Annotated in this window: 14 protein-coding genes; 9 read left to right on the top strand and 5 right to left on the bottom strand. The window is 59.6% G+C overall.

Going from position 1 to position 13,523, the window contains the following annotated elements; all coding sequences use genetic code 11:
* Positions 1 to 5 precede the first annotated feature (5 nt).
* Positions 6 to 1,151, top strand: a complete 1,146-nt coding sequence (locus tag Q0949_RS05840; RefSeq protein WP_299369609.1) for a substrate-binding domain-containing protein — start codon at positions 6 to 8, stop codon at positions 1,149 to 1,151.
* A 49-nt stretch (positions 1,152 to 1,200) separates the two neighbouring features.
* Here Q0949_RS05840 and Q0949_RS05835 read toward each other — a convergent pair whose 3' ends face one another.
* Positions 1,201 to 2,055 (bottom strand): penicillin-binding transpeptidase domain-containing protein, encoded by an 855-nt coding sequence (locus Q0949_RS05835; protein ID WP_299369607.1) that lies wholly within the window; start codon positions 2,053 to 2,055, stop codon positions 1,201 to 1,203.
* Positions 2,056 to 2,233: 178 nt separating this feature from the next.
* Here Q0949_RS05835 and Q0949_RS05830 point away from each other — a divergent pair, with 178 nt between their 5' ends.
* From Q0949_RS05830 to Q0949_RS05800, 7 genes are all read left to right on the top strand, one after another.
* Positions 2,234 to 3,226, top strand: coding sequence for a LacI family DNA-binding transcriptional regulator (locus tag Q0949_RS05830; RefSeq protein WP_299369605.1), 993 nt, complete (start codon positions 2,234 to 2,236; stop codon positions 3,224 to 3,226).
* 97 nt (positions 3,227 to 3,323) lie between these two features.
* On the top strand, positions 3,324 to 4,412 hold the full coding sequence (gene ugpC / locus Q0949_RS05825) for a sn-glycerol-3-phosphate ABC transporter ATP-binding protein UgpC (protein WP_299370815.1): 1,089 nt from the start codon (positions 3,324 to 3,326) through the stop codon (positions 4,410 to 4,412).
* Between the two features lie 27 nt (positions 4,413 to 4,439).
* Complete coding sequence (locus tag Q0949_RS05820; RefSeq protein ID WP_299369603.1) at positions 4,440 to 5,768, top strand: extracellular solute-binding protein; 1,329 nt, start codon at positions 4,440 to 4,442, stop codon at positions 5,766 to 5,768.
* Between the two features lie 73 nt (positions 5,769 to 5,841).
* Positions 5,842 to 6,753 (top strand): sugar ABC transporter permease, encoded by a 912-nt coding sequence (locus Q0949_RS05815; RefSeq protein ID WP_299369601.1) that lies wholly within the window; start codon positions 5,842 to 5,844, stop codon positions 6,751 to 6,753.
* Entirely contained in the window at positions 6,753 to 7,688 is a 936-nt protein-coding gene (locus Q0949_RS05810) for a carbohydrate ABC transporter permease (RefSeq protein WP_299369599.1), read from the top strand. The genes Q0949_RS05815 and Q0949_RS05810 overlap by 1 nt, the downstream gene beginning before the upstream one ends.
* On the top strand, positions 7,688 to 8,431 hold the full coding sequence (locus Q0949_RS05805) for a cytochrome b561 domain-containing protein (protein WP_299369597.1): 744 nt from the start codon (positions 7,688 to 7,690) through the stop codon (positions 8,429 to 8,431). Before Q0949_RS05810 ends, Q0949_RS05805 begins: the two co-directional genes overlap by 1 nt.
* Positions 8,391 to 9,314, top strand: a complete 924-nt coding sequence (locus tag Q0949_RS05800; protein WP_299369595.1) for an SMP-30/gluconolactonase/LRE family protein — start codon at positions 8,391 to 8,393, stop codon at positions 9,312 to 9,314. Before Q0949_RS05805 ends, Q0949_RS05800 begins: the two co-directional genes overlap by 41 nt.
* Here the strand turns inward: Q0949_RS05800 and gndA are convergent.
* On the bottom strand, positions 9,303 to 10,724 hold the full coding sequence (gndA, locus tag Q0949_RS05795) for an NADP-dependent phosphogluconate dehydrogenase (RefSeq protein WP_299369594.1): 1,422 nt from the start codon (positions 10,722 to 10,724) through the stop codon (positions 9,303 to 9,305). The genes Q0949_RS05800 and gndA overlap by 12 nt on opposite strands.
* A gap of 66 nt (positions 10,725 to 10,790) precedes the next feature.
* Here gndA and Q0949_RS05790 point away from each other — a divergent pair, with 66 nt between their 5' ends.
* Complete coding sequence (locus tag Q0949_RS05790) at positions 10,791 to 11,198, top strand: heme-binding protein (protein WP_299369592.1); 408 nt, start codon at positions 10,791 to 10,793, stop codon at positions 11,196 to 11,198.
* A gap of 104 nt (positions 11,199 to 11,302) precedes the next feature.
* On the opposite strand, the gene phoB is transcribed toward Q0949_RS05790, so the two are convergent.
* The 3 genes from phoB to pstB are packed head-to-tail and all read right to left on the bottom strand — an operon-like array spanning position 11,303 to position 13,516.
* Positions 11,303 to 11,992: a phosphate regulon transcriptional regulator PhoB gene (gene phoB, locus Q0949_RS05785; RefSeq protein ID WP_299369590.1), complete on the bottom strand. Its 690-nt coding sequence runs from the start codon at positions 11,990 to 11,992 to the stop codon at positions 11,303 to 11,305.
* Positions 11,993 to 12,005: 13 nt separating this feature from the next.
* Complete coding sequence (phoU, locus tag Q0949_RS05780) at positions 12,006 to 12,707, bottom strand: phosphate signaling complex protein PhoU (RefSeq protein WP_299369588.1); 702 nt, start codon at positions 12,705 to 12,707, stop codon at positions 12,006 to 12,008.
* 11 nt (positions 12,708 to 12,718) lie between these two features.
* Complete coding sequence (gene pstB / locus Q0949_RS05775) at positions 12,719 to 13,516, bottom strand: phosphate ABC transporter ATP-binding protein PstB (protein WP_299369586.1); 798 nt, start codon at positions 13,514 to 13,516, stop codon at positions 12,719 to 12,721.
* Between the last annotated feature and the right edge of the window lie 7 nt (positions 13,517 to 13,523).

Here is a 13,523-nt window from a genome sequence, read left to right as displayed (position 1 = left end):
CCAAGATGAGACTTTTAGCAACCACAGCCCTCGTGGCAACCGCCGTAACAGGCATGGCACTGGCGGATGGCCATGCAACCCTGCCACTGAAGGAACTGCCCGGTATCGAAGATCGCGATTACTGGGTGCCGCTTGAGGTAAATGCCGAGGGCAAGCTGGAGGCCATGCAAGCGGTCGTCGGCGGTGACGCCGTGAAATTCAGCGGCACGCAGGACGGGCCCATTCAGATCGCGCTGATCTATCCGTCGTCGGATACCTCGGATTTCTGGGCCCGCAACTATCTGGCCATGACCAAGCGTCTGGATCAGTTGGGCATCGAATACGAAACGACCGAATTCGCATCGCGTCAGGTCGAACACTCGTTGCAGACGACCTATGCAAACCAGGTGGTTCTGGACAAGGACATCTATGACTACGTCATCTTTGGCCCCTCGGAACTGGCCATTCAGGCTGACAACATCTCGAAACTGGCGGCGGAGACCGACGACCTGACCACATATGTTTGGGCGTTTCACACACCGCTCAAGGATCTTGAGCACCAGCCCGCCGCATGGTTCGACTTTTCGTCGGCCGCCGGTGCGTTGACCATGTGCGACTATATGATCGGTCGTCTGGGCGAAGGCGTCACAATGGCGATGAACCGGGGTATTCCGGGCATCACCGACAACCAGCGCTCGGGCGATTTCAAAGCCTGCGTCGAGGAAAAAGCAGGCTGGACCACCGTTTATGAACACTACGGTGAGTATCAACGCGAAGGCGGCTTTGCCGGCACATCGCTGATCCTGCAATCCTATCCGGAGGCCAAGATCATCCACAACGCCAACACCGCCATGGCGATGGGCAGCGTTGAGGCACAAGTGTCGGTCGGCAAAGAGAAGGAGATCTTCTCGACCGGTTGGGGCGGCACAGGGCTGGAACTGGATGCCATCCGCCGCGGCGAACTGGACGCCACACCCATGCGCATGGGTGATGACGTGGGCGCGGCAACAGCCGAAGCGATCAAGGCTGATCTTGAGGACCGCGCAGACGAGCTGCCCTTTGTCTTCCTAGGTCGGATCACGGTCGCCCATGACCAGATGAGCGCCGAGGAAATCGATGCGCTGGAGCAGGAAGCATTCCGCTTCTCGGGCGTTGGCGCGCTTGATCGCTGAACAATGCGGACGTCACCCTTGTATTGGGGGTGACGTCACCCTGCCTGTGCTATCTGACCGTCATGCCGCAGGCGGCCAACAACGTTTCGGCAAAATCACGGCGAAAGGTGCGGATTGCATCGAAATACGGCCCCTTGGCATGGTGGGCAAAGACCACCGACGCACCATCACCGTGATCAAGCCAGCCGACATACCACCCCTCGAACGCGCCTGAATACCGCCGCTCCCTGCCAGGTCCGGCACCGGTTTTTCCATGAAGCACGGATGCCCCCAGCGTTCCGGCGCGGGCCGCCATCGACAGGTCATCAATGTGGTGGCGTGCGACATCCAACCGACCCGTCAGCAGCCTTTCCAGAAACGCCACCTGTTCGGTCACTGACACCATGAGCGGACCGCCGAGCCAAAACGTATCGGATCCATTCGGGACGATGGCATTGCCATACTCCCAAGCCGTCAGAGTTGTGCGGTACTGCTCTGCCCCCACATCCTGCGCAACATCCTGAAAATACCACACCGCCGACCGCTGAAACGCGGTTTTCAGCGTCTGCCCCTGCTTCCATGCGTCCGGCCAGAACGCGGCCTCGGGGCGGCGCGCGCGATCCCAATCGCGCCAATCATCAATGCCTTTGGCAGTGTTTGTGCGCAGCGCGATCAGCGTGTTCGGTATCTTGAAGGTGGACCACGGCGCGTGCCGTGTTTCCAGGTCACTGCCTTCGAGAATGCAGGTTTGCCCAGTGCTGAGATCACGCGCCAGAAAACTGGACTGACGGGTGCCAATCTGGGCCGAAAAGGCGTCGCGTTGCAGAATCGTATCCGCAACAGATGCCGTGGTGCGCATGAACAGCAGGCCCAGAAAAACAGCGGAAACCAGAGCAAAGCGCAGCAATGAATTTCCCGACACCATGCTTGGCCCCCTGACTGAGCATCTGGCGTAAACTTAGGCGCGGGCAGCCGGTTGTGCAATTCGCCGCGCGTCGTCTCGTTGACGACCAAATGAATTTAGCGCCTTGACGCGCGCTGTGACCGGGCACAACCTGCGGCACATGTCCCAATCGCCTTCCAAGTCCTCTGGTCCAGTCACCATGCGCGACGTTGCCCGCGCTGCGGGCGTGTCACGCATGACGGTCAGCCGGGCTTTGAAGAAAGACAGCCCCATTTCGCAGGAAACCCGCGAGCGGATTCTGAAGGTCGTGCGCGACATGAACTATGTGCCCGACCACATGGCGGGCAGTCTTACAACCAAGCGGTCCGGGTTTGTCGCCGTCCTCGTGCCATCGCTGAACAACTTGCATTTTGCGGAAACCGTACAGGCGCTGACCGAAGAGCTGGAGCAGATTGGCCAGCAAATCCTGCTGGGCCATACGGATTACTCGATCGAGCGAGAGGAACAGCTTGTCGAAGACATGCTCAAGCGGCGACCCGAGGCGATCGTGCTGTCCTATGACGGGCATTCGGACCGCACTATCGCATTGCTGAGCGATGCGCATGTGCCTGTGGTTGAGCTTTGGGAACGCCCCGAGGACCCTATTGGCCACACAATCGGCTTTTCCAACCGACAAGCGGCGGCAGACATGACCCGCGCGCTGATCGCCAAGGGCTATCGCAACATCACCTTTCTGGGCGAGGCGGACGATGATTGGACGCGGGGGGCGGCACGGCGCAAGGGCTATATCGATGCGATGAAAGAGGCCGGCCTGCCCACCGACCGCGTTCTGAAAATCGGTAAACCGCCTTTGTCCATCGAAGACGGGGCCGCCGCCGCGGGGCGCCTGTTCGACAGCTTTCCCGACACCGATTGTGTATTTTGCGTATCCGACGCGCCGGCCTTTGGTGTTCTGTCGGTCATGGCGAAATTCGGCAAATCTGTTCCCGACGATATTGGCGTCGCGGGCTTTGGGAATTTCGAAGTGTCTCGCTTTGCCACGCCGTCGATCACCACGGTCTCCGTCGACCCCAAGATCATTGGAAAAGAGACCGGGCAATTGATCGGCGCATTGCTGTCGGAGACAGGCAAACCGAGTCGATCCCTCGTGTCCGTACCGGTTGAGTTAACCTTCCGTGACAGCACAAAATAGCTAAGCCGCTGGTTTTGCATGACTTTGGCTTTGGGTTTTTTCTTGTGTTACCGGTCACAATTGTTAATGTGACCGGTAACAAGATTGGAAAATGCTCATGCCAACCATCCGGCTCGAAAATCTGGTGAAACGATACGGCAACGTCGAAGTGTTGCACGGCATCGAACTCGAGATGGCCGACAACGAATTTACCGTGCTTGTCGGACCGTCCGGATGCGGCAAATCGACGACCCTGCGTATGATTGCAGGGCTGGAGGATGTGTCCGAGGGCGAGATCTATGTGGATGGAAAACCGGTCAGCCATCTGGAGCCCAAGGAACGCGATCTGGCGATGGTGTTCCAGGACTATGCGCTTTATCCGCATATGAACGTGGCACAGAACATCAGCTTTGCCCTGCGCCTCGCGAAACGCCCGAAATCCGAAATCAACGCCAAGGTCAGGGAAGTTGCCGATATGGTTGGCTTGACCGAATTCCTTGGTCGCAAGCCGGGTGCCTTGTCCGGTGGACAGCGGCAACGGGTCGCGATGGCGCGCGCGCTGGCCAAGGACAGCGGCATTTTCCTCTTCGACGAACCTCTGTCGAACCTTGATGCAAAGCTGCGTGGACAGATGCGCGCGGAATTGGCGCTGATGAGCCAGCGGGTGCAAAAGAACATGATCTACGTCACCCATGACCAGATCGAGGCGATGACGCTCGCAGACCGGATCGTCGTCATGCACGGCGGCCACATCCAGCAGCAGGGCACGCCCGAAGAGCTGTTCAAGCGGCCTGTGAACAAATTCGTCGCGGGCTTCATGGGCATGCCACCGATGAACTTTCTGGACGGGCAGATCGAAGAGCAGGGCGGCGAGATCTTTGTCACCGGAGACGGATTCAAGCTGAAGCTCGACGACGCCAAGGCAAACACCGCCCGCATGCATAGTGACCGCGCGGTGACGCTGGGCATCCGGCCCTCTGACCTCAACTTTGACAATGACGCCGACCCCGAGCGGGCGCTGACGCTGGATGTTCAGGTGTCCGAATATGTCGGCGCGCAATCGGTGCTGCTGTGCAAATGCGGCGGCGCGCAGGTGATGGTCGAAGTCAACTCGGAAAGCCCGGTGGCCTTGGGCCAACGGCTGACCTTTGGCGTCAACCCCCGCGGCATTCACCTGTTTGATCGCACCAGCGAGCGCGCACTTTAACACAATAAACGTTCTAGGGAGGAACACATGCTAAATGGATTGAAATCAACGGCCGTCGGTTTGACCACCGCGGCATTCATGGCGGGGGCCGCGTTTGCCAACCCGTACGAGGATTACGCGGGCACAACCGTGATCGTGAATTTCCCGGCCCACCCGCATTACAACGCGGTGATGAAGGTGCTGCCCGAGTTCACCAAGGAGACAGGCATCGAGGTCGAGGTCGACCAGCTGCCCTATCTCAAGATGCGCGAGCGTCAGACGCTCGAGCTGGCACAGGACGAAGGTGAATATGACCTGATCTCCTACGTGGTGTTTTCCAAGGCGGACTATGTGTTCGCCGACCAGCTGGAAAACCTGGCCAAGTACTTCATGAATCCGAAACTGTCGGACCCCAGCTATGACGCCGACGACCTGATTGACGGCTATGTCCAGAACATCGGCGTTGCAGGCGGCACCAAGGGTTATCTGCCCGGCCCAACCGGCTCGCTCTTTGGGATCCCGTTCGGGTCCGAGACATCCGTCCTGGCCTATCGCAAGGACATCTTTGACAAGCATGGCATCGCCGAGCCCGAAACATATGATCAGCTTCTGGATGCGGCCTGCAAGATCCCCGAGGTCGAGCCGGGCATGGGCGGCATGGCATCGCGTGCGGCCTCCGGTCACCAGGCAAGCCACGCGTTCCTGCTGCATCTCGCACCCCTTGGCGGTCGTGTCTTTGACGACCAGTGGAACCCGATCATCAACAACGCCGCAGGCGTCGAGGCGGCCAACGCGCTTAAAACAATCGTCGATTGTGGCCCCGAAGGCGCGATGAGCTTTGGCCCGTCCGAGGCCGCAAACGCATTTGCCAACGGCGATGCGGCGATGTTCATGGACTCGATTGCCTTTATGCCCGGCTTTGAAAACCCCGAGCGGTCCAAGGTCGTCGGCAAGGTCGGTTACGCCATGCACCCGATGGGTGTGCGTCGTGGCAGCCAGACAGGTGGGTTCGGCATCGCCATCCCCAAGAACGCCGAGAACAAGGAAGCGGCCTTCCTGCTGATGCAATGGCTGACCTCGAAAAAGGGTGACCTGATGGTGGCCATGGAAGGCGGCAACCCCTCGCGGTTCTCGACCTACCAGGATGCGGGCCTGAACGAGAAATTCCCGTTCTCCGCCACATTTGGTGAAGCGCTGAAATATGCTGACCCCGACTGGCGTCCGATCATCCCCGTCTGGGGCAAGATCAACGCGGATATCGGCACCACCATGTCCAAGGTCCTGACCGAAGACCTCGACATTCAGGAAGCCCTGGATGGTGTGGCCGAGCGCACGCGCGCCGTCATGGAAGATGCCGGCTATTACACCTGGCAGTAACGCCTTCCTCCTGCCGGGGTGCGCATCGCGCGCGCCTCGGCTCTTTTCTCCTCTCTGACCAAAGGCAAGACCCATGCGGACTGCGATGGCGAACCGACTGACGCCTTACATGTTCATGGCACCGGCCGTGATCATCATGGCCATCGCCCTGATGTACCCGTTGGGCTACATGATCTGGGGATCGTTCCGCGACTGGAACCCCAGCCAGACCATCGGCGAGGCCGAGTTTGTTGGCCTTAAGAACTATATCTTCCTGTGGTCGGACCCGAATTTTCACGAAAGCCTTGGCGTCACGCTACGCTTTGCCTTCTTTGTGGTGTCCATCGAGATGGTGATTGGCGTCGGCCTGGCCCTGCTCTTGGATCGCGACATTCGCGGCATTTCCGTGCTGCGCACCATGTTCATCCTGCCCATGATGATCGCCCCCGTCGTTGTGGGCCTCATGTGGCGTTACATGTACCACCCGACCGTGGGCACGTTTAACCGCTTTCTCGACAGTGTCGGATTGCCCCGCGTGGACTGGTTGGGCGATTACGCACTGATGAGTGTGATCATCGCCGACATCTGGCAGTGGACGCCGTTCATCTTCATCCTCGCGCTGGCGGCACTGCAATCGCTGCCGCGCTCCGCGCTTGAGGCCGCGCGGATTGACGGTGCAACCCCATGGCAGCAGATCGTCCATATCAAGCTGCCCCTGATGATGCCCGTCCTGATCGTGACCGCATTGTTGCGCTTGATCGACGCGTTCAAGGTGCTCGAGGTGATCCTCGTTATGACCGAAGGGGGGCCGGGCCTGTCGACCGAGATCCTTGCCCTGCGGATCAGCCGAACCGCCACGGAGTTCCGCGAGCTGGGCGTCGCTGCGGCCATGTCCAACTACCTACTGATCCTGCTGCTTCTGCTCACCGTGGCGATGTTCGCCTTTAACCGCTGGCAAGAGGCGCGCGCTGCCCGTCTGAATGCTGAAATTCAGGAGGAAAGCTGATGTCCTCGCAAAACACGCGCACGAACCCCGCCTTTTACGCTGTTATTGCCTTGCTGGTATTCATGTCGGTGGGCCCCGTCATCCTGATGTTCATGAACTCGTTCAAACTGGACGTGGACATTATTTCAGGCACCTCCGGGCTCATCTTTCTGCCCACCATCCAGAACTATGAAAAGGCGCTTTGCGATGTGCTCTGGTACGAGCCGGACCATATCGACTTCTGCTCGCTGAAATTTGGCGGGGCCTTTATCAACTCGCTGATCATCGCGCTGGTCTCAACCGTGCTGACGCTGGTGATCGGCTGCATGTCGGCCTATGCGCTGGTCCGGTTCCGGTTCATGGGGCGCGATACTGTATCCTTGACGACACTGATGGTGCGCATGGTGCCACCCGCAGTGCTGCTGGTGCCGGTCTTTGGCCTGTGGAACAATGAATTTTGCCTCGACCGCGATGGCCTAATCGGCGGCGCGATCCGTGATACGTTCGGGGGCAGGGGGGACGTGTGCCTGGCCGGGACCCATTCGGGCATCATCCTGATCTATGTCGCCATGAACCTGCCTTTCGTGATCTGGATCCTGCAAAGCTTTATCGTCCAGGTCCCCCGGTCACTCGAAGAAGCGGCCCGTGTCGACGGCGCAGGCCCGTTTCAGGTGTTCTTCAAGGTGGTGCTGCCCCTGATCAAACCCGGCCTTGCCGCGGCGGCGATCTTTACCTTCCGCATTGCCTGGAACGAATACCTTCTTGCCTCGGCGCTCAGCGACCGTGACACGAAAACCGTGCCGATCCTGATCGTGAACAACATGTCGGAATTCAACGTCGAATGGGGCGTGATCATGGCCACGGGCATGCTGCTGGCGATCCCGCCCATCATCTTCACCCTGCTGGCATCGCGCCAGATCATCACGGGCATGACCGCCGGAGCGGTCAAAGGCTGATGGACTGGTTGCTGGCCCCGATTGACCCAACCCGTGCACACGAGGTGGGTCTGGCCATTTCATGGCATGCGCGGCTCATGGTGCTGGGCTGGGGCATTCTGGCGCCGCTGGCAGTGATCATCGCACGGTTTTTCAAGGTGATGCCCGGGCAGGACTGGCCGCGGACGCTGGACAATCAGGTCTGGTGGCGCAGCCATTGGATCGGGCAGTCGATTGTTGTGGGTCTGTCCTGCATCGGCCTTGCCCTCGTCTTGCCAAGCGACCTGGCGGCGATGAGCCTGCACAACTGGCTGGGCTACGCAGTGCTGACGGGGGCCACACTGCAAATCCTGCTGGGGCTCTTTCGCGGCTCCAAGGGCGGGCCTACGGACACTGAATTGCGCGGTCACCACTATGACATGACCCCATGGCGCCGCATGTTCGAGGCGTCCCACAAGCTGATCGGCTATGGAACAATAGTGCTCGCCATGTGCACAATTGCGTTGGGGCTGTGGAAAGCCAACGGACCGGTCTGGATGTGGCTGGCTTTGGCGGTATGGTGGACCCTGCTGGTCATCGTGTTCGTCCAGTTGCAGCGGCGCGGGATGGCCATCGATACCTATCAGGCCATCTGGGGCACGGATCGCGCGCATCCGGGCAATCAGGGGCCCGCACCGGGTTGGGGCATGACACGCCTCGGGGACAAGACAGAAGGAGAGGGCGATGTACGGCGTCATCGAGGGGACGGGGTTCGAAGTCATTGAGCCGGAATTTGAGGCGTGCTTTGTTGGCCATGCGCGCGTCGAACGGTTGTGGACGGGCGCGCGCTGGTCCGAAGGGCCAGTGTGGTTTGCGGCCGGCCGCTACCTGCTTTGGTCGGACATCCCGAACAACCGCATCCTGCGGTTTGACGATACCGATGGCAGCGTCTCGACCTTTCGCCAGCCCTCCAACAACACCAACGGTCACACGGTCGACCGGCAGGGCAGGCTGGTGTCCTGTGAACACCTGACGCGCCGCGTGACGCGGACGGAGCTTGATGGCAGCATCACGGTTATTGCGGACCAGTATGAGGGCAAGCGGCTGAATTCGCCCAATGACGTGGTGGTCAAGTCGGATGGGTCGATCTGGTTCACCGATCCCAGTTACGGGATCCTCATGGACTACGAAGGCAACCGCGCTGACAGCGAGATTGGGGCCTGCCATGTCTACCGCGTGGATCCGTCGGGTGAAATTTCGATCGTGGCCGACGACTATTACAAACCCAACGGCCTTGCGTTTTCACCGGATGAGCAGTTCCTTTATATCGCCGACACGGGCATCACCCATGATGCGGAGGGCCCCAAACACATCCGTCGCCACAGCGTGAACGCCGACGGAACCCTCGGTGGTGGCGACGTGTTTGCAACATGTACCGAAGGGCTTTTCGACGGGTTCCGGCTGGACCGGGACGGCCGCATCTGGAGCTCCGCTGCGGATGGCGTGCATTGTCTGAACGCCGATGGCACGCTGATCGGCAAGGTGCACATCCCCGAACTGGTCGGGAATGTGTGTTTTGGCGGGGAAAAGCTGAACCGGCTGTTTATCGCCGGGACAACTTCGCTCTATTCAGTGTTCCTGAACGTCAACGGCGTCTCACCCCTGTAGGTGCTGATCCAGCCACGGCCCGTGATGCGCACCCTCCGCGTCGGTGCGTTCAAAGCTGTGCGCGCCGAAATAGTCGCGCTGCGCCTGAAGCATGTTGGCCGTCGTCCGCGCACTGATCAGCGTGTCGAAATAGTTCAGCGCGGCAGCGAGGGCAGGGACCGGCTGCCCGGCTGTCATGGCCACGACGGCCACCTTGCGCAGCCCTGCGATATTGTCCTCAAGGATCTTGTGGAAATAGGGGGCGAGAGCCAGGTTCTGATCCGGCGCGTCAGACAGTGCAGCCGCCATGTCATTCAACATCGCGGAGCGGATGATGCACCCCTCGCGCCAGACCTTCGCAATCTCGGCCATGGGCAGGGACCAACCATAGTCTGTGCTTGCCTTGCCCAACAGGTCAAAGCCCTGTGCATAGCACAGCACCTTGCCCGCAATCAGCGCCTGTTCCAGATCGCCAAGCGTCAGCGCATCCTCGGCAATCGTTCGGTCGGGCGTGCCAAAGGCCGCAGCACCCGCCAGCCGCAAATCACGTGCTGCGGACATGTTGCGCGCAACCACCGCCGCCTCGATCACCGGAACGGGGGTGCCCAGCATCTGGCTTTCTATCACCGTCCAGCGGCCAGTGCCTTTTTGCCCTGCGCGATCAAGGATCATGTCCAGCATGGGCGCGCCTGTTTCGGGATCCGTCGCCTCGGCAACCTTGCCCGAAATCTCGATCAGGTAACTTTGCAGCGGCCCTTCGTTCCATTTGTCAAAAATGCTGGCACAGGCCGCGGCATCCTTGCCCAGACCATCGCGCAACACGCCGTAAGCCTCGGCAATCAGCTGCATGTCCGCATATTCGATCCCGTTATGTACGGTTTTGACGAAATGCCCGGCGCCACCTGCGCCCATATACGTGGCGCAGGGGTGGTCTTCGTATTTGGCGGAAATCTTTTCGAGGATATGAGCGACGCGATCCCATGCCTCGCGGGTGCCACCCCCCATGATCGACGGGCCAAACCGGGCACCCTCGGCACCGCCAGAAACACCGATGCCCAGGTAGGGCACCCCGGCGTCCTCGGCATCCTTCGCGCGGCGTTGTGTGTCGTGGAAGTTCGCATTGCCCGCATCGATGATCATGTCATCTTCGTCCAGAAGCGGCCGCAGCTGTGCAATCTGGGCATCCACGGCATCACCCGCAGGGACCATCAAAACGATGTTACGCGGTTGTGCCAGACCTGCGACAAAATCCTCCAGTGTCGCGTGCCCGGTGATCCGCTCTCCCAGAGGGCCTGCCATGTCCATGAACTCGGGAATGCGTGCGGCCGTCCGATTGTGAACCGCCACCGAGAACCCGTTATCCGCAATGTTCAGCGCCAACATGGCACCCATAGTACCCAGACCGATCACGCCAATCTCTGCTTTGGACATCTGCTTTTCCTCTGTGTTCGAAGCTGATATGTTACCGATAACAAATCAGATCAGGGGAGGGAACCCATGTTCACTCAAAACACGATCCAGCTCACTCATGCCGCAACACTCGCGATGCTGACTGCGGCGGTACGCGGGGCCGAAAGCATGGATCAACCGCAATGCATCGTCATTGTTGATGCCAGTGGCGTCACATTGGGATCGATCCGAATGACCGGTGCGAAATATCTCAGCCTGAAAAGCGCCGAAGCCAAGGCGCGCACGGCCGCGTCCATCCGCGCGCCCAGCGACGCAATTCCTGAACATGTGGCGCCTGCAATCGCGGCAGCGACAGGCGGTGACGTGACGCATCTGGGTGGTGGGATGCCCATCGTAATTGACGGTGAATGTGTCGGCGGGATCGGGGTAGGCTCTGGTTCGTCAGACCAGGACATCGCCGTATGCGAGGCGGCGCTGGCAGCGTTGGCGCAATAAACCTCAGCGCACGTTCAATTGCCCTATAATCCACATTATGTAAAATTTTCAGACAGCCAAAACTGACATTACAGCATCAATTACAACATTCTACGGCGTCAACTTCACCCAAGCGAATAACCAGCGCCACGCACCGTTCGTACAGGATCACCGCCACCGTGTGACGTCAAGGCCTTGCGCAGTCGCCCGATGTGGACATCGACCGTCCGCGTGTCAACGTAGATGTCACGTCCCCAAACCCGGTCCAGCAACTGCTCGCGGCTCCAGACGCGACCGGGTTTTTCCATGAATGTGCTCAGCAGCCTGAACTCCGTCGGGCCAAGACGGATTTCGTCCGATCCGCGCGTGACGCGGTGGCTTTCTGAATCCAGAACGATGTCGTCAAATTCCAGTGTCTGCCCCACCGTCGACGGACGCACGCGCCGCAATTGACTGCGCACGCGCGCCATCAGTTCGATGACGGAATACGGTTTGACCACATAATCGTCTGCGCCTGTTTCCAGCCCGCGCACCTTGTCGACCTCTTCGGTCCGGGCCGACAGCATGATCACCGGGATGGACCGTGTCTCTGGCCGGATTTTCAACCGCCGACAAACCTCGATCCCGCTAAGGTTCGGCATCATCCAGTCCAGGACAATGATGTCCGGCAGGTCTTCATCCACCAGTAGCAACGCCTCTTCACCGTCTTGCGCACGGCTCACGGAAAACCCTTCGGCCTCAAGGTTGTAGGCCAGGACCTCGCGCTGTGCCGGTTCATCCTCGACGACAAGCACTCTGGGCTGATCGGCAGACATTCCCGTGATCTCCTCAGGCTTGCAACGACGTCTCGTCGGCTTTTTGCCGGATTTCGTCCGGCGTCGCGCCAGTGACCAGATACACGACCTGCTCCGCGATGGATGTGACGTGATCACCCATACGTTCGATGTTCTTGGCGATGAAATGCAGATGCATGCACGCGGTGATGTTGCGCGGATCTTCCATCATGAAGGTCAGGAACTCGCGGAACAGCGCGTTGTACATCTGGTCCACATCCGTGTCGCGATCAATCACGTCCTGCGCCAAGGCCGCATCCCGTGCGATATATGCATCCAGCGCATCCTTGAGCATCCGCTCCACTTCCTTGGCCATACGGCGCAGCGCACCCGCACTGTCATTCACCGGGGCCAACTGCGACAAGACGCTTGTCCGCTTGGCGATGTTTTTTGCATAATCGCCAATACGTTCCAGGTTGGCGCTCACCTTGATGATGGTCAGAACAAGGCGCAAATCAACCGCCGTCGGGGCACGCAGTGCGATCACGCGCGCGGCCTCTTCATTGATCAGCTCTTCGAGCGCGTCTATGGCCTTGTCCGCCTTGCGGACGGCTTCGGCACGCTCTTCGTCGCGGGTTTCGAGGCTGATGGCTGCTTCGAGGATGGCGTTTTCGACCAGCCCGCCCATTTTCATGATCTGCGCCTGGATTGCTTCCAGATCGCGGTCAAAGGCCGATGCGATGTGTTGGTCTTGCATGTCTCTGCTCCTCAGCCGATGCGGCCAGTGATGTAGCTTTCGGTGCGTGGATCGACGGGATTGGTAAAGATCTGGCCGGTTTCGCCAAACTCGACCAGATTGCCCAGATGGAAAAACGCGGTCTTTTGGCTGACCCGTGCGGCTTGCTGCATGGAGTGCGTGACGATCACCACCGAATAATTCTTGCGCAACTCGTCGATCAGCTCTTCGACCTGGGCGGTGGCAATCGGGTCAAGCGCCGAACAGGGTTCGTCCATCAACAGAACCTCAGGTTCCGTGGCCACGGCACGCGCAATGCACAGACGCTGCTGCTGACCGCCGGACAGGCCTGTGCCGGGTGCATGCAGCCGGTCCTTAACCTCGTTCCAGATGGCGCCACGACGCAGGGATTGTTCAACGATATCATCCAGATCCGCCTTGTTCTTGGCCAAGCCATGGATCCGGGGGCCGTAGGCCACATTGTCATAGATCGATTTCGGGAACGGGTTCGGTTTCTGAAACACCATGCCGACCTTGGCGCGCAACTGCACGGGATCGACCTTGGCGTCATAGATGTCATCGCCGTCGATACGGATGTCGCCTTCGACACGGCATACATCAATTGTGTCGTTCATCCTGTTGATACAGCGCAGAAAAGTCGACTTTCCACAGCCCGATGGGCCGATAAAGGCGGTCACTGTCTTGTCTTCGATATCGACGCTGACATCCTTGATGGCGTGGTTGGTGCCGTAGTACACCTGCACGTCCTTGGCCGCGATCTTGACCTCGTTGGTTTTCACGTCTCTCTCCACAATTCTCATGTCATTCATGGCGGTG

Origin of the sequence: uncultured Tateyamaria sp. (genome assembly GCF_947487805.1) — a bacterium.
Lineage (GTDB): Bacteria > Pseudomonadota > Alphaproteobacteria > Rhodobacterales > Rhodobacteraceae > Tateyamaria.
The sequence above is the reverse complement of the archived record's forward strand: the minus strand, read 5'-3'. Positions and strand labels throughout refer to the sequence as shown.

Excerpts from the sequence above, each read along its gene's own strand:
- Q0949_RS05805 (WP_299369597.1), top strand. The coding sequence starts at position 7,688 with ATGGACTGGTTGCTGGCCCCGATTGACCCAACCCGTGCACACGAGGTG.
- gndA (WP_299369594.1), bottom strand. The coding sequence starts at position 10,724 with ATGTCCAAAGCAGAGATTGGCGTGATCGGTCTGGGTACTATGGGTGCC.
- Q0949_RS05820 (WP_299369603.1), top strand. The coding sequence starts at position 4,440 with ATGCTAAATGGATTGAAATCAACGGCCGTCGGTTTGACCACCGCGGCA.
- Q0949_RS05835 (WP_299369607.1), bottom strand. The coding sequence starts at position 2,055 with ATGGTGTCGGGAAATTCATTGCTGCGCTTTGCTCTGGTTTCCGCTGTT.
- Q0949_RS05830 (WP_299369605.1), top strand. The coding sequence starts at position 2,234 with ATGCGCGACGTTGCCCGCGCTGCGGGCGTGTCACGCATGACGGTCAGC.
- Q0949_RS05810 (WP_299369599.1), top strand. The coding sequence starts at position 6,753 with ATGTCCTCGCAAAACACGCGCACGAACCCCGCCTTTTACGCTGTTATT.
- phoU (WP_299369588.1), bottom strand. The coding sequence starts at position 12,707 with ATGCAAGACCAACACATCGCATCGGCCTTTGACCGCGATCTGGAAGCA.
- pstB (WP_299369586.1), bottom strand. The coding sequence starts at position 13,516 with ATGAATGACATGAGAATTGTGGAGAGAGACGTGAAAACCAACGAGGTC.
- Q0949_RS05790 (WP_299369592.1), top strand. The coding sequence starts at position 10,791 with ATGTTCACTCAAAACACGATCCAGCTCACTCATGCCGCAACACTCGCG.
- ugpC (WP_299370815.1), top strand. The coding sequence starts at position 3,324 with ATGCCAACCATCCGGCTCGAAAATCTGGTGAAACGATACGGCAACGTC.
- Q0949_RS05840 (WP_299369609.1), top strand. The coding sequence starts at position 6 with ATGAGACTTTTAGCAACCACAGCCCTCGTGGCAACCGCCGTAACAGGC.
- Q0949_RS05800 (WP_299369595.1), top strand. The coding sequence starts at position 8,391 with ATGTACGGCGTCATCGAGGGGACGGGGTTCGAAGTCATTGAGCCGGAA.
- phoB (WP_299369590.1), bottom strand. The coding sequence starts at position 11,992 with ATGTCTGCCGATCAGCCCAGAGTGCTTGTCGTCGAGGATGAACCGGCA.
- Q0949_RS05815 (WP_299369601.1), top strand. The coding sequence starts at position 5,842 with ATGCGGACTGCGATGGCGAACCGACTGACGCCTTACATGTTCATGGCA.